General features: G+C 60.4%; 15 protein-coding genes. 6 read left to right on the forward strand and 9 right to left on the reverse strand.

The genetic code is table 11. From position 1 onward, the window contains the following. Window positions 1-19 precede the first annotated feature (19 nt). The 5 genes from TL5118_RS07145 to mazG form a co-directional block, all read right to left on the reverse strand. Window positions 20-466 carry a GNAT family N-acetyltransferase gene (locus TL5118_RS07145; RefSeq protein WP_058241968.1) on the reverse strand — a complete coding sequence of 149 codons (447 nt, stop codon included), beginning with the start codon at window positions 464-466 and terminating at the stop codon, window positions 20-22. After that, complete coding sequence (locus TL5118_RS07150; RefSeq protein ID WP_058241969.1) at window positions 463-1404, reverse strand: nucleoside hydrolase; 942 nt, start codon at window positions 1402-1404, stop codon at window positions 463-465. The genes TL5118_RS07145 and TL5118_RS07150 overlap by 4 nt, the downstream gene beginning before the upstream one ends. A 105-nt stretch (window positions 1405-1509) precedes the next feature. After that, entirely contained in the window at window positions 1510-2442 is a 933-nt protein-coding gene (locus TL5118_RS07155; RefSeq protein WP_058241970.1) for a LicD family protein, read from the reverse strand. A 149-nt stretch (window positions 2443-2591) separates the two neighbouring features. Further along, entirely contained in the window at window positions 2592-3608 is a 1017-nt protein-coding gene (locus tag TL5118_RS07160; protein ID WP_179945269.1) for a Fe(3+) ABC transporter substrate-binding protein, read from the reverse strand. Window positions 3609-3687: 79 nt separating this feature from the next. Beyond that, a complete protein-coding gene (mazG, locus tag TL5118_RS07165) occupies window positions 3688-4527 on the reverse strand; it encodes a nucleoside triphosphate pyrophosphohydrolase (protein ID WP_058241971.1) in 840 nt (279 codons plus the stop codon). Window positions 4528-4689: 162 nt separating this feature from the next. Here mazG and TL5118_RS07170 point away from each other — a divergent pair, with 162 nt between their 5' ends. The 3 genes from TL5118_RS07170 to TL5118_RS07180 all read left to right on the forward strand — a co-directional run bounded on the left by TL5118_RS07170 (window position 4690) and on the right by TL5118_RS07180 (window position 7396). Beyond that, window positions 4690-5859, forward strand: coding sequence for a M20 aminoacylase family protein (locus TL5118_RS07170; RefSeq protein ID WP_058241972.1), 1170 nt, complete (start codon window positions 4690-4692; stop codon window positions 5857-5859). Between the two features lie 117 nt (window positions 5860-5976). Then, window positions 5977-6945: an agmatinase gene (speB, locus tag TL5118_RS07175; RefSeq protein ID WP_058241973.1), complete on the forward strand. Its 969-nt coding sequence runs from the start codon at window positions 5977-5979 to the stop codon at window positions 6943-6945. A gap of 70 nt (window positions 6946-7015) precedes the next feature. Next, on the forward strand, window positions 7016-7396 hold the full coding sequence (locus TL5118_RS07180) for a DUF1499 domain-containing protein (protein ID WP_242601749.1): 381 nt from the start codon (window positions 7016-7018) through the stop codon (window positions 7394-7396). Here TL5118_RS07180 and TL5118_RS20885 read toward each other — a convergent pair. Next, window positions 7340-7642, reverse strand: a complete 303-nt coding sequence (locus tag TL5118_RS20885; protein WP_082626130.1) for a hypothetical protein — start codon at window positions 7640-7642, stop codon at window positions 7340-7342. The genes TL5118_RS07180 and TL5118_RS20885 overlap by 57 nt on opposite strands. A 63-nt stretch (window positions 7643-7705) precedes the next feature. Between TL5118_RS20885 and prfA the strand changes: the two genes are divergently transcribed. The 3 genes from prfA (at window position 7706) to TL5118_RS07195 (ending at window position 10433) form a co-directional block, all read left to right on the forward strand. Then, window positions 7706-8755: a peptide chain release factor 1 gene (gene prfA, locus TL5118_RS07185; RefSeq protein WP_058241975.1), complete on the forward strand. Its 1050-nt coding sequence runs from the start codon at window positions 7706-7708 to the stop codon at window positions 8753-8755. Next, entirely contained in the window at window positions 8752-9585 is an 834-nt protein-coding gene (gene prmC / locus TL5118_RS07190) for a peptide chain release factor N(5)-glutamine methyltransferase (protein WP_058241976.1), read from the forward strand. The genes prfA and prmC overlap by 4 nt, the downstream gene beginning before the upstream one ends. 245 nt (window positions 9586-9830) lie before the next feature. Continuing rightward, the gene (locus TL5118_RS07195; RefSeq protein WP_058241977.1) at window positions 9831-10433 is read left to right on the forward strand and encodes a DUF4167 domain-containing protein; all 603 of its coding nucleotides are present in this window, start codon (window positions 9831-9833) and stop codon (window positions 10431-10433) included. A gap of 83 nt (window positions 10434-10516) precedes the next feature. On the opposite strand, the gene rsmA is transcribed toward TL5118_RS07195, so the two are convergent. The 3 genes from rsmA to TL5118_RS07210 are packed head-to-tail and all read right to left on the reverse strand — an operon-like array spanning window position 10517 to window position 13571. Next, window positions 10517-11359 (reverse strand): 16S rRNA (adenine(1518)-N(6)/adenine(1519)-N(6))-dimethyltransferase RsmA, encoded by an 843-nt coding sequence (gene rsmA, locus TL5118_RS07200; protein ID WP_058241978.1) that lies wholly within the window; start codon window positions 11357-11359, stop codon window positions 10517-10519. Further along, window positions 11356-12345 (reverse strand): 4-hydroxythreonine-4-phosphate dehydrogenase PdxA, encoded by a 990-nt coding sequence (pdxA, locus tag TL5118_RS07205; protein ID WP_058241979.1) that lies wholly within the window; start codon window positions 12343-12345, stop codon window positions 11356-11358. The genes rsmA and pdxA overlap by 4 nt, the downstream gene beginning before the upstream one ends. Then, entirely contained in the window at window positions 12345-13571 is a 1227-nt protein-coding gene (locus tag TL5118_RS07210) for a peptidylprolyl isomerase (protein ID WP_242601750.1), read from the reverse strand. Before TL5118_RS07210 ends, pdxA begins: the two co-directional genes overlap by 1 nt. Between the last annotated feature and the right edge of the window lies 1 nt (window position 13572).

Genomic DNA, 13572 nt, shown 5'->3' on the forward strand with positions numbered 1-13572 from the left:
CAAAGGCAATCCCATTCGCTCAGCTTTCGCGGGTCATCAGCACATAGCCGTCCCGCCGGGTGAAATGCAGCCGTTTGTAAAACCGCTGCGCCGCCTCATCGTCAGCACGCGCTTCGAGGTGCAGCGCCTTCAGGCCAGCGCTTGCCAGCGCCTTGGGCAGTTCGCTCAGCACCTCATGGCCAATGCCACGGCCACGCACGGATTCGCGCAGGAAAATCTCATCCACGGTGCCATCAAGACCGCCGAACTCAATCGACCAGCCAAAGCTGATCACCACATAGCCGATCGGCGCCATACGCGGGCCGATCAGATAGGCGACGCCCAGCGGGCTGCCCTCCAGCAGCGGCATCAGGGCCGCGATGCGATGATCCTGACTGACGGTGATGCCCATGTGATCGTGGAACGCCGCCACCAGAGGCAACAGCTTTTCCAGATCATCCGGCCGGGCGAGGCGCAGCGCGGTCACAGCCGGGCGATCCGCTCAGCGATCAGGGCAAAGAACCCGTCAGAGTCCACATCCCCCATGAAGGTCGCATTGGCCGGCCGGTCGGTCACGCCCCACCAGTCTGCCACGGTCATGCCCATGGTCAGCTCAGACTGGGTTTCAATCTCCACATTGATGTGGCGGCCTTTGAACAGTTCGGGCTTGATCAGATAGGCGGTCACACAAGGGTCATGCAGTGGCGCCCCGTCGGAACCGTATTTTTCCTTGTCAAACCGTTCAAAGAAATCGGTCATTTCAGCCACGGCAATACCCACCCGGTTGCCGATGTTGCGGAAGGCGTCATTGCGCGCCGGGGTGACCAGCGCCTTATGGGTGACGTCCAGCGGCATGACCACAATCGGGGCACCTGATTTGAACACGATATCAGCAGCTTGCGGGTCGACGTAGATGTTGAACTCGGCGGCTGGGGTGATGTTGCCCACCTCAAAGTAAGCGCCACCCATCAGAACGATTTCTTGCACCTTTTCAACAATGTCGGGCGCTTTTTCAAAGGCGGTGGCGATGTTGGTCAGCGGCCCCAGCGGGCAGAGCGTTACTGTGCCGGATGCCTCAGCGCGCAGCGTGTCGATGATGAAATCAACACCGTGCTGTTCCTGCAGCGGCATTGTGGGATCGGGCAGTACGGGGCCGTTCAGGCCAGTTTCGCCGTGCACATGTTCCGCGGTGACCAGCGGGCGGCCCATCGGGCGATCGCAGCCGGCAAAAACCTTCACATCCGGGCGACCGGCCAGTTCGCAGACGCGGCGCGCGTTGCTTTCGGTCAACGAAAGCGGCACGTTGCCGGCCACAGCGGTGATGCCAAGCACCTCGATCTCCTCGGGGCTGCCCAGCGCCAGAAGAATGGCAACAGCGTCGTCCTGTCCGGGATCCGTGTCGATGATGATTTTGCGCTTGTCCATATCCGCCTCCTTGATGGAGCGCGGAGAGTGACCTTATTGCGCCCGGATGTCCAGACAGGAGAGTTACGGCAGTGGATGAAATTCGGCGAAACTCCGCGCCATTTTTTAGCGTACGGTCACCTGCTCCAACCGGTCGCGGAATACTTTGAAGCGGCGGTTGGCCTGGGCCCAAGGGAAAGCATAGCTGGGGTCGGGGACCGCCCAGCCGTCGCCGTAGTTCTGGGCCAGAACATCGGGTGCGTTGCGCGGAATGGGCAGGTCTGTGATCGGGCAAACCTCAGTTGGCAACACGTGATCGGCTGCAAGATCACCACAACAATAGGGGTAGACGTACAACTGCCCGGCTTGGACCCAAGCCGGAAACAGGTCAATGTTACAGGGGCCTTCGGTGGTCAGCTTGCGCATCGCCGGATTGCGCGGTGGCTTTGGGCTGAGCAGACCCTGATCGGCCAGCTGTACCGTGATCTTGTGCCAGGTCTCGGCAGCCTCTTCCTGGCTATCCGCCTCAAACACCAAGGCAAGATCCACATCGTCGTCATGTGGGATCAACTTGCCGTCCCGCACCACCCCTAGGAGCGTTCCGGAATTGAGGAAGGCCTGAAACCCCAGCGTCTGTAGTTTTGCAATGCCGTCCCCGACAGCGGACCAAATCTCATCATGATCCATGTCTTGAAAGGAACGGTGGAAAAACAGCCCCTCCAGCTGGTCGGGGTCAGGGCAGGCGTATTTCAAAACCTGTTCAAACTGTTGATAGGTTTCTGGCTGCCCGGCCTCGATCCCGGCGCGAAAGAGGCGAAATAGGGGTTTCTGTGCCTGACGAGCGCGGCCGCCGCGGGCCAGGGTCGACAGGATGCGTGCCTGCAAAAATGCAGGTTCCTTGTCCAGTTCCGGGTGCTCCTCAGCCAGTTCGCCTAGCTCGATCACCATCGCGCGCGGGCGGTAGCCTGCCTGAGGTGTCAGTAGGTGTGCGAGGGCCAGCTTGCGAATATCTTCGGCGCGACGGCGGGCCTGCACCAGGGCTTTGGAAGGGCGATCCATAACGTCACCTGTTTGGAAAAATAGCTGCTCAATCAGGAACCTATCTAAGGCGATCCCCCTGCCGGGCGCAAGCATCCAAGACGTATCCTGCGCCAAGCAAAACGGGCCCCGAAGGGCCTGCAGAAATCACGCTTTGATCGAGGTCGCGATCAGTTGTCGAAATCGACGGTTTCAATCAGTTTCAAGGCGGTGCCGCGCAGTTTGGCCAGATCCATCAGGTTAACCTCATCCGCGGTGAAGCTGCCCCAGCTTTTGACCAGGCCGTCGGCTTCGGTGCCCGGTGCGATCGGGTATTCGAAGTTGGCTTCGGCGTAGATCTCCTGAGCAACCGGCGAGGTCAGGAATTCCATCATCTTCAGTGCGTTTTCTTTGTTCGGGGCAGATTTGGTCATCGCCACGCCCGAGATGTTCACATGGGTGCCGGCGTTTTCAAAGGTCGGGAAGACGATGTTCACGCTTTCGGCCCAGGCTTGCTGTTCCGGGTCTTTCAGCATTTTGCCCATGTAGTAGGTGTTGCCAATCGCGATGTCGCATTCGCCGGACCAGATCGCCTTGACCTGAGCGCGGTCGTTGCCTTGCGGTTTGCGGGCCAGGTTGGCTTTGACGCCTTCCAGCCAGGTTTTCGCACCTTCTTCACCCAGGTGGTGAATTACCGCTGCGGTCAGCGCCACGTTATACGCGTTGGTGCCGGAACGGGTGCAGATGCGGCCCTTCCATTTCGGATCGGCCAGATCTTCGTAGGTGGTGACATCACCTTCGGCAACGCGCTCCTTTGAGGCATAGACGATACGGGCACGGGTGGTCAGGCCCCACCAGTGGTTTTCAGGATCATGATATGCGGCAGGCACATTGGCCTCCAGCGCGTCAGAGCTGACGGGCTGGGTTACGCCGGCGTTTACAACAGCGGCCAGACGCGAAATGTCGACGGTCAGAACCAGATCCGCAGGGGAGCGTGCACCCTCAGCCTGCAGGCGTTCAACCATACCCTTTTTCAGGTAGGCCACGTTAACCTTGATGCCGGTCTCTTTGGTAAACGCATCGGTCAGCGGCTTGATCAGCTCGGGCTCACGGTAGGAATAAACATTCACAACCTCGGCAGCGACGGCTGGGCTGGCAATTGCAAGGCTCAGAGTGGCGAGCGTTGCGCGTTTGATGTGTTTGAACATGATCGATCCTCATGGGGAGTTCTAAGCTGGCCCCCTTAAATCTGAGCAATTCAGTCAGGTCAATACCTGAATTAATGTGTCAGGAATTCAGTTTGGCGGCTTTTTCATCCAGTTTCACTGCATCCCAAAGGGCGTCCATCTCCTCTAAGGTGCTGTCCTGCGGCTGTTTACCCATTGCGGCCAATCGGGCCTCAACCCCTTCGAAACGGCGAATAAATTTGGTGTTTGCGGCGCGCAGCGCAGCCTCGGGCTCCACCTCAAAATGGCGGGCCAGATTGGCCATGACAAACAGCAGATCCCCAAACTCTTCTTCGACTTCGGCCTGGGTCAGCGTGTCGCGGGCTTCAACCAGTTCGCCGGCTTCTTCAACGATCTTGTCCAGAACGTTTCTGGCATCGGGCCAGTCAAACCCAACTCGCGCGGCGCGTTTTTGCAGCTTCACCGCGCGCAGCAGAGCGGGCAGGCCCACTGCGACTCCATCCAATGTGCCTTGCTGGGCTTTGCCTGCGCGTTCCGCGGCTTTGATGGTTTCCCAATCCTTGGTCTGCTGTTCGGCCGATTTATCGCGGTTTTCGTCACCAAAGACATGTGGATGGCGGGCCACCATCTTGTCGGACATGGTGTCGGCCACCTCATCAAAGGTGAACAGGCCTGCTTCTTCGGCCATCTGGGCATGAAAGACGGATTGGAACAGCAGATCGCCCAGCTCGCCTTTCAACTCACCCCATTCCTGCCGTTCAATCGCATCGGCCACCTCATAGGCTTCCTCAATCGTGTAGGGCGCAATGGTGGCAAAGTTCTGCTCAATGTCCCAGGGGCAGCCGGTTTCAGGATCGCGCAGGGCCCGCATGATTTCCAAGAGACGGTCCATTCCACCGTTTGGATCATGGATCAGGGCGTCGTTGCGGGGGCTTGTCATCTGGCTCTCCTTCAGCGGGGTGTTGCCGGCAGATTAGGCAAAGCGCGCCAGAGAGGGAAGCCGCAGAAGGGTGCTTGCGGCAGAAGAACGAATGCCTCCATTTGCATCGCCACCGATCCGCGCTAGACCAACGCCAAGAGACTACATCTAGGAGCACCTGACATGCCCGTCATCAACCGCATCGCCGGTTTCGCCGAGGATATGACCGCCTGGCGTCGCCACCTTCATGAAAACCCTGAACTGGGCTTTGACTGTTTTGAAACCGCCGCTTTCGTTGAGGGGAAGTTGCGCGAGTTTGGCATCACCGAGATTCACACAGGCATCGCCAAAACCGGGGTTGTGGCGCTGATCCGCGGGCAGGGTGATAGCGAAAACGGCCCGGTCATTGGGCTGCGTGCAGACATGGACGCGCTGCCGATGCCCGAAGAAACCGGGCTGCCCTATGCCTCCAAGGTGGAGGGCAAGATGCACGCCTGCGGTCATGACGGTCATACCGCAATGCTGCTGGGTGCCGCGAAATACCTCAATGAAACCAAAAACTTCTCTGGCACTGTTGCGTTGATCTTTCAGCCTGCCGAGGAAGATGGCGGCGGCGGTGGTGTCATGGTCGACGAGGGCGTGATGGACCGGTTTGGCATCGATCAGGTCTATGGCATCCACAACGCACCCGGCGTGCCCTTTGGCATGATGCAGACCACCCCGGGCCCGATCATGGCGGCGGTGGATACCTTCCACATCAATATCACCGGTGTTGGCGGGCATGGCGCGCAGCCGCATGTTAGCAAGGATCCGGTTGTGGCGGCCGTGGGCATCGTGCAGGCCATTCAGACCATTTCCAGCCGCAACCACTATGCGCTGAACGATCTGGTGATCTCGGTCACGCAGATCCACACCGGTTCGGCGGAAAACGTCATCCCGGAAACCGCCTATATCAACGGCACCGTGCGCACCTTTGACAAGGAGGTGCAGAAACTGGTGATGCAGCGGATGCAGGAAATCTGTGACGGCATGGGCCCGGCCTACGGGGTTGAGGCCAAGCTGGACTATGAGGTCTGGTATCCCGCCACCATCAATGATGCCGCCAAGACTGCCTTTGCTGCGGATGTCGCGCGTGAGGTTGTGGGCGGCGAAAATGTGCAGGATGACATCAGCCGCGAAATGGGGGCGGAGGATTTTTCCTACATGCTGGAGGCGCGGCCGGGTGCTTACCTGTTCCTTGGCGCAGGTGAAGGGGCTGCGGTGCATAACACCAAATATGACTTCAACGATGAGATCAGCCCGATCGGGGCGTCCTTCTTTGCCAAGTTGGTGGAAACGGCGCAGCCGGTTTGATCTGTTGATCAAGTCCTGGGGTCAGCACGACGTGTGCTGATCCCGCATTGACCTTGGCGGGGGTCTTGATAGAATTTGATCAAATTTAGATCCATCTCATAGAGGGAGGCAGCCACAATGGCGCTGGAAGATGCAAAACACCAAGTAGATGAGGCGTTTACCCGCGAAGATCTGCGTGGCTTGACCTATGAAAATACCTTTGGTGGCGCGCCGTCCTTCCTGCGCCGCAAATACACCAAGGATCTGACCGGCGTGGATCTGGCCGTCACAGGGGTGCCCTTTGACCATGCGGTGACCAACCGTCCCGGCACCCGTTTTGGCCCGCGTGCCATTCGTGAAGCCAGCGCCCTGCAATCGCCGGATCCTGCCTACGGCTGGGATGGCTATGACGCTCTGAGTGAGCTGAGCATCGTGGATTATGGTGATGTGGCTTATGACTACGCCAAAATCGCCGAATTCCCCGGCGTGTTGGAGGAGCATATCCGAACCATCCTGAAGGCCGATGTTGGCACCATCACCCTGGGCGGTGACCACTTCATCACCCTGCCGATCCTGAAGGCCTACGCCGAAAAATACGGGCCTTTGAGCGTCATTCAGGTTGATGCCCATTCCGACCTCTGGCCGGATGATGACTATGACCGGATCGATCACGGCACCTTCATGTACAAGGCGGTGAAGCTGGGCATCATTGATCCCAAACGCTCGGTCCAGATCGGTATCCGCACAACGGTTGAGGACTCGCTTGGGTTTAACGTGATTGATGCGCGGGCGGTCCATGAACAGGGCGCAGCTGCTGCGGCGGCGCAGGTGAAAGAGATCGTTGGCGATCACCCAAGCTACCTGACCTTTGACATTGACGGCCTTGACCCGGCCTTTGCCCCCGGCACCGGCACGCCGGTCTGGGGTGGCCTCAGCTCGGGTCAGGCGGCGATCCTGCTGCGGGATCTGGCAGGCATCAATCTGGTGGGCGGCGATGTGGTTGAGGTCTCACCCCCCTTTGACACCACCGGGGCCACGGCCGTTGCCGGTGCCCATGTGGCGTTGGAACTGATCAGCCTTTGGGGCTGGACGCGGCGCAAGGGCTAAGTCCCTGATCAACGCGCCGCGAAACATGGGTCGCGGCGCGCATTTGAAACACCGTTCTGAGGGGCGTTTGATGAAGTGGCTGATACTGATCCTGCTGGTTGCGATGGGCTACATCCGCTTTGCCCCCAGTGACCCAACCCGTTGGCACCGCCCGGTCGAAGGGCAAGCCGACCGCGACTGGCCCAATGGTGTGCTGCGCCTGACCGGGGCAAGCCTGGCGGATCTGGATGCAGTGGCACGGGACTGGCCGCGCACCAAACTGCTGGCCGGATCCGTGGAGGAGGGCAGGGTGACCTATGTCACCCGCACCGCGCTTTGGGGGTTTCCCGATTACACAACGGTTGAGGCCCGCGAGACGGGCAGCGCGATCTACGCGCGCCTGCGGTTTGGTCGGTCAGATTTTGGCGTCAACGGCCGCCGTGTTGCGCAATGGCTTGCGGCTTTGCGGTAGCTCTGAGGTAAAGCAGCCCGCGCTCAGCTCGCGCCACATCGGCACGTTCAGCGACATCTGGCATTGCGCCATAAACATGCGGCCATCCACCTGCATGCAAATGGTTTCTCCCAGTTCCACCCGCGCGCCGCTGCGATCCGTGCAGTAACACTCAATCGTTTTGCCGCCGCTGCTGACATCGGCGAGGACGGGCAGGGGAACCAGGCTCAGAGCCGCCACTGCAAGTTTAGGCAATAAACATCTCATGCGGTCAGGGTAGCACAGGCTGCGCTCTTGACCAAATCGGCAGAATAAGAAACACCGTCCCCCATGATTTCACTGGACCGACTAGAGCAGATCACCAGCCGTTTTGGCTATATTGAGGCGCAGATGGCCGAAGGGGGTGGCGACATCGCCGCCCTTGGGCGCGAATATGCGGAACTGCGTCCGGTGGTTGAACAGATCACCGCCTACAAACAGCTGCTTTCAGACCTCGAAGAGGCCGAGTTGATGCTGGAAGATCCGGAAATGAAGGATCTGGCCGAGGAGGAACTGCCTGCGCTGAAAGCTGCCCTGCCAGAGGCCGAGGCCGCACTGCAGCTGGCGCTCTTGCCCAAGGATGCAGCGGATGCACGGCCCGCGATGATCGAGATCCGCCCCGGTACGGGCGGTGATGAGGCAGCATTGTTTGCCGGTGATTTGCTGCGGATGTATCAGCGCTACGCCGAGGCGCGCGGCTGGACGTTCAAGGTGATTGAGCTGAATGAGACCGAGCTGGGCGGCATCAAGGAGGTCACAGCCCATGTGAAGGGTGAGGGCGTCTTTGCCCGGCTGAAATACGAAAGCGGCGTGCACCGGGTTCAGCGTGTGCCGGAAACCGAAAGTGGCGGGCGCATCCATACCTCTGCCGCCACTGTGGCCGTGCTGCCGGAGGCTGAAGATGTCGACATCCACATTGATGCCAATGACATCCGCATTGACACCATGCGTTCCTCGGGTGCGGGTGGACAGCACGTGAACACCACGGATTCAGCAGTGCGGATTACCCACCTGCCCAGCGGCATTGTGGTCACCAGCTCGGAAAAATCGCAGCACCGCAACCGCGAAATCGCGATGCAGGTTCTGAAGACCCGGCTTTACGATATGGAGCGGCAGCGGATTGACAGCGAACGCTCGGCGGATCGGAAATCGCAGGTGGGCTCGGGCGATCGGTCTGAACGGATCCGCACCTATAACTTCCCGCAAGGACGAATGACCGATCACCGGATCAACCTGACGCTTTATAAGCTGGATCAGGTGATGCAGGGCGATCTGGATGAGGTGATCGATGCGCTGACGGCGGATCATCAGGCGGCCCTTCTGGCTGAGATGGACGCATGATCACGGTGCAGGCGCTGCTGTTGCAGGCGGGCGCGGATCTGCGGGCAGCGGGTATTGATGGCAGTGATGCGCGCGCGCTTCTGGCGCATGTTCTGTCAGTGCCGCGCGACCGGCTGGTGCTGATGGGGCCGGATGAGGTCAACGCGGAGGATCAGGCACGCTTTGCCGCGGCCCTTGCCGAGCGCTTGCGTCGCCGGCCCGTTTCCAAGATTATTGGCACAAGGCTGTTCTGGGGGCGGTCGTTCGTGGTGACCGAAGATGTGCTGGATCCCCGGCCTGAAACCGAAAGCCTGATTGCCGAGGCATTGGCAGGGCCGACGCCTGATCGCATTCTGGATTTAGGTGCCGGTACGGGCTGTATCCCGCTGACATTGCTGGCAGAATGGCCTGAGGCCACTGCGGTTGCCTGTGACATCAGCAACGCCGCGCTGGCTGTCGCGGCACAAAACGCAGCGGCGCTGGACCTCACGGATCGGATCACCTTTCTGCCGTCAGACTGGTTTGCCCGCGTGGAGGGGGTGTTTGATCTGATCACCTCAAACCCGCCCTATATTTCTGAGGCGGAAATGGCGGAGTTGAGCCCTGAGGTTCATAATCATGACCCGCATCTGGCGCTAACGCCCGGCGGTGACGGGCTGTCACCCTACCGTGTGCTGGCGCAGGGGGCGTTAACCCATTTGAAACCCGGGGGGCGTATCCTGGTGGAAATCGGCTGGCGGCAGGGGCCGGATGTGGCATCGATCTTTGCCGATGCGGGGCTGGCAAATATTCGCGTCCTTCCAGATATGGATGGGCGTGACCGCGTGGTTTCGGCCGTGTTTGCGGGGTAATTGGGGCAATTGGCAGCCCAAGCGCGCTTGCTGCGCCAAAAAATCGCCTATCGGGGTGATTTTTCGCGCTTTCCTCTTGTCACAGGCGGGGTTGGCGGCTACTCAGGTGGTGTTGAGGCGCCGGATGCTCTGACGCTCCCGCTCAACGCCAAGCCACAAATGTCGTGATCCCGGTAGGAACAAGAGCGCAAGAGGCGTGAAGCGGGTCCGACATGGATGAGATTTGAAGGCTGGACAGCAGTAATATGAGATCTTCGAAATCCCGTTCGCGGTCCAAATCGAACCGCAACAACAATCGCTCCGTAGGCAATATTGTAAACCGCGTGTTCGACAGTTCGGGGCCTGAGGGCAAGGTGCGTGGCACCCCGCAGCAGATCATCGACAAATACAATCAGCTGGCCCGCGATGCGCAGCTGGCCAACGATCGTGTTGCGACCGAGAACTTTCAACAGCATGCAGAACATTATCTGCGCATGCTGAGTCAGGCTCAAAAAGAGCAGGACGCGCGCCGCGAACAGCAGGAACAGCAAAACCGCGAACGTCAGGCCGAGCGGGATCGTGAACGCGCCGCCCGTCAGGAACGCGAAGCAGCTACACCACCAAGCGCCGCCGGTACCGGTGATCAGCCCGATTTGCTGGACGCCCCCGTCGCCACCCCGACCGAAGGTTCGGAGGAAAGTGGCCTGGTGGAAACGCCTGAAAACAAAACCGAAAAGCCCAAGCGCACCGCAAAACCGCGCCGCCCGCGCAAGCCCAAAGCCGAGGCGCAGCCCGAGGCTGAGGCAGCCCCGGCCGCTGAGGCCCCAGCGCAACCCGATGCGCCCGACGCCCCGGAAGCGGCTGAATAATCAACGTCAGACATGACAAAAAAGGCCCCGCTGATGTGCGGGGCCTTTTTTGTTTGGGTATCGTTTTCGCCAAGCGAGGTTAATCAGCCTGCCGACAAATTGCGGGCAAGCGCACAGAATTGTTCCAGGCCTACGGTTTCGGCGCGGTCCGTTGGTTTGATGCCTGAGGCGATCAGGCGATCCTCCAGATCAGGGGCCAGTCCCTTCAGCGCGGCGCGCAGCATTTTGCGGCGTTGGTTAAACGCTTTGGCCACCACCATTTCAAGCTTCTTTGCATCAGCCTCAAAGCGCGGTTCGGGCAGGGCGGTCAGGTTAACCACAGCCGAATGCACCTTGGGCGGCGGGTTGAAGGCCTCGGGCGGCAGGCCCAGCACGATGCGGGCATCGGTGCGCCATTGCGCCAGAATGGCCAACCGGCCGTAGGCTTTACTGCCGGGTTGGGCCACGATCCGCTCAGCAACCTCACGCTGGAACATCAGCGTCAGGGAGGACCAGAAGGGTGGCCAGTCTGTCGGCGTCAGCCAACGCACCAGCAGTTCGGTGCCGACGTTATAGGGCAGGTTTGCAGCCACCCGGATCGGCGGCGTCAGATGTTCAAGCGGGTTGACCTCCAGCGCGTCGCCGTTGATCACCTGCAGCTGCCCCGGATAGGCGTCCGAGATTTCGGCAAGCGCTGCCATACAGCGGCTGTCTTTCTCAATCGCCAGAACCTTGCGCGCGCCCTCGGCCAGCAAGCCGCGGGTCAGACCACCGGGGCCGGGGCCCACCTCCAACACGTCACATTCGCTGAGGTCACCGGCAAGGCGGGCAATCTTGGAGGTCAGGTTCAGATCCAACAGGAAGTTCTGGCCCAGCGATTTTTTGGCCGCGATCCCGTGGGTGTCGATGACCTGTCGCAACGGGGGCAGAGAGTCGATGCCGCTCATGCGGGCTCCTTCGGGGTTTGGGCGCGAGCCTTGGCCATTATGGCCGCCTGGCGCAGCGCCTCAATTGTTGAGCTGGCATTTGCAACACCTTGGCCGGCAATGTCAAAGGCTGTGCCGTGATCCGGTGAGGTGCGGATGAAGGGCAGGCCAAGGGTGACATTGACGCCCTCATCAAAACCGATGGTCTTGATCGGGATCAGCGCCTGATCGTGATACATGCAGACTGCCGCGTCATAGCCCTGACGGGCCCGCGCGTGAAACATGGTGTCGGCTGACATCGGGCCCTTGAGCGCAAAGCCTTCGCCTTGCATCTCAGCGATCAGCGCGTTGATCCAATCCAGCTCTTCCCGGCCCATCGCACCACCTTCACCGGCATGAGGGTTGAGGCCTGCAATGGCAATCACCGGATCTGCAATGCCGTAGTCACGGCGCAGGGCGGCATCGGTGATTTCTATGGTTTTGCGCAGCAGCGCGGGCGTCAGTTGGTTCGGCACCTCTGACAGCGCGATGTGGATGGTGGTGGGCACCACCTTCAGCGCGTCACAGGCCAGCATCATCACCACCTGATCCACATCGGCCAGCGCAGCCAGATACTCGGTGTGGCCGGGATAGGCAAAGCCCGCGCCATCCTGCAACGCTTTCTTGTGGATCGGCAGGGTGCAGAGGGCGGAGGCATCGCCGGATTGCACCAGATCCACGCCGCGGGCGATCACATCAATGACCCCTTGCGCGTTGGTGGCATCGGGTTGGCCGGGAACGGCGGCTTGGGCGAAATCATGCCGCAGAACCGGCAGGCCCTGCGCCATGGCGCCAGCGGCCTCCACAGGGGATGCGATTTCGACAACACTGGCGCCATCTGGCAGATGCGTAGGATCGCCGATCAGGAAAAACGGCAGTTCATCGCGAAGGGCATTCCAGGCCGAAACTGCCAGTTCCGGCCCGATGCCCGCAGGTTCGCCGCAGGTCAGCGCAATTGGTGCCGTCATCACTCTTGGATCCGCGCATCCGTGCGCAGTTCATCCAGATAGGCGTTGGCGAAGCTTTCGAGCTGTTGGTTGCGCAGCTGACGCGAGACATCTTCGCGTGAGGTGTCTTCGGCCAGTGCCGGGGTACGGCCGCACATCATCAGGAAGATCAGCTCTTGTCCGTTGGCGCGTGTCAGATTGGTGGAGACTTCGCCCGCGTCCAATTTGCCCAGCTCTACCGCGATGTCGCGCGGCAGGTCTTTGGGGGCGAGGCTTTGGCGGTCCAGCCGTTCCGGCGCCAGACCGTAGTTTTCACCATAGAGGTCATCACAGGTGTCAACCTCGGATTCGATCCGGGCGGCTTCGGCCAGGGTTTCGGCGCTGCGGCCACCGGGCAGGTAAAGTGCGGCATATTCCACCGCCGCAATCTCAGGCGCGCGATAGGCGTTTTCTGCAATGCCGCGCATCTGGAACACCGCCAGCGCGCCCTGCATCGGAATGACCGAGGTGGTTTCCGCCGGTGCAAGGCTCAGCAGGACCGGGCGCAGCGGCTCTGGCAATTGGTTGATCGGCAACCAGCCCAGCTTGCCACCGTTTTCGCGGGTGCGGGCGGCCGACAACCGCTCTGCCGCTTGGGCGAAATCTGCGTAATTGTCGATCTGCGCCACCTGCTCGGCGATCTCAGCGATCTGTTCTTCGTAACCCTCACGCAGCGGGATCACCACCTCTGACAGCAGCACACGAACAGAGGCCCGGTTGCCCAGCGCATCCATGGCGCGGTCAATGTCGTTTTCGCTGACAGACACGCGCGGGGCAAAGCGTGCGCCGACAACCTGACGCCACATCAGGCCTGAGCGGACGAAGGCGAAGATGGTTTCCTTTTCAACACCTTCCTGCGCGGCCAGTTCCAGGAATTGTTCCGGTTTCAGGTTGCCACGGGCGGCAAATTCCGCCACGCCGCCGGCAATGGCATCATCGCTGACCTGAACGCCAATGCTGCGCGCGGCCACTTCTTTCAGGCGATCATCAATCAGCTGTTCGCGGGCCAGCTTTTCCAGATTACCGGGGGTATTGATTAGTGTCAGAAAGGCAATGCGCTGTTCCAGCTCAAACCGGGTGATGACCTGATCGTCCACTTTGATGACCGGCGCAAAAAGGCCCTGTGCCATGCTGGGGGCGGCACCGCTCAGCAGGGCGCCTGCGGTGGCTGCGGCAAGGAAAATCCGTCGCATGTTGGTTTTCATCATC

This window comes from Thalassovita autumnalis, from assembly GCF_001458255.1.
GTDB lineage: Bacteria > Pseudomonadota > Alphaproteobacteria > Rhodobacterales > Rhodobacteraceae > Thalassobius > Thalassobius autumnalis.

What these genes read in the sequence shown, in the direction of transcription:
- TL5118_RS07150 (WP_058241969.1), bottom strand. Translation starts at nt 1,404, where the DNA reads ATGGACAAGCGCAAAATCATCATCGACACGGATCCCGGACAGGACGAC.
- TL5118_RS07155 (WP_058241970.1), bottom strand. Translation starts at nt 2,442, where the DNA reads ATGGATCGCCCTTCCAAAGCCCTGGTGCAGGCCCGCCGTCGCGCCGAA.
- TL5118_RS07160 (WP_179945269.1), bottom strand. Translation starts at nt 3,608, where the DNA reads ATGTTCAAACACATCAAACGCGCAACGCTCGCCACTCTGAGCCTTGCA.
- mazG (WP_058241971.1), bottom strand. Translation starts at nt 4,527, where the DNA reads ATGACAAGCCCCCGCAACGACGCCCTGATCCATGATCCAAACGGTGGA.
- TL5118_RS07170 (WP_058241972.1), top strand. Translation starts at nt 4,690, where the DNA reads ATGCCCGTCATCAACCGCATCGCCGGTTTCGCCGAGGATATGACCGCC.
- speB (WP_058241973.1), top strand. Translation starts at nt 5,977, where the DNA reads ATGGCGCTGGAAGATGCAAAACACCAAGTAGATGAGGCGTTTACCCGC.
- TL5118_RS07180 (WP_242601749.1), top strand. Translation starts at nt 7,016, where the DNA reads ATGAAGTGGCTGATACTGATCCTGCTGGTTGCGATGGGCTACATCCGC.
- TL5118_RS20885 (WP_082626130.1), bottom strand. Translation starts at nt 7,642, where the DNA reads ATGAGATGTTTATTGCCTAAACTTGCAGTGGCGGCTCTGAGCCTGGTT.
- prfA (WP_058241975.1), top strand. Translation starts at nt 7,706, where the DNA reads ATGATTTCACTGGACCGACTAGAGCAGATCACCAGCCGTTTTGGCTAT.
- prmC (WP_058241976.1), top strand. Translation starts at nt 8,752, where the DNA reads ATGATCACGGTGCAGGCGCTGCTGTTGCAGGCGGGCGCGGATCTGCGG.
- TL5118_RS07195 (WP_058241977.1), top strand. Translation starts at nt 9,831, where the DNA reads ATGAGATCTTCGAAATCCCGTTCGCGGTCCAAATCGAACCGCAACAAC.
- rsmA (WP_058241978.1), bottom strand. Translation starts at nt 11,359, where the DNA reads ATGAGCGGCATCGACTCTCTGCCCCCGTTGCGACAGGTCATCGACACC.
- pdxA (WP_058241979.1), bottom strand. Translation starts at nt 12,345, where the DNA reads ATGACGGCACCAATTGCGCTGACCTGCGGCGAACCTGCGGGCATCGGG.
- TL5118_RS07210 (WP_242601750.1), bottom strand. Translation starts at nt 13,571, where the DNA reads ATGATGAAAACCAACATGCGACGGATTTTCCTTGCCGCAGCCACCGCA.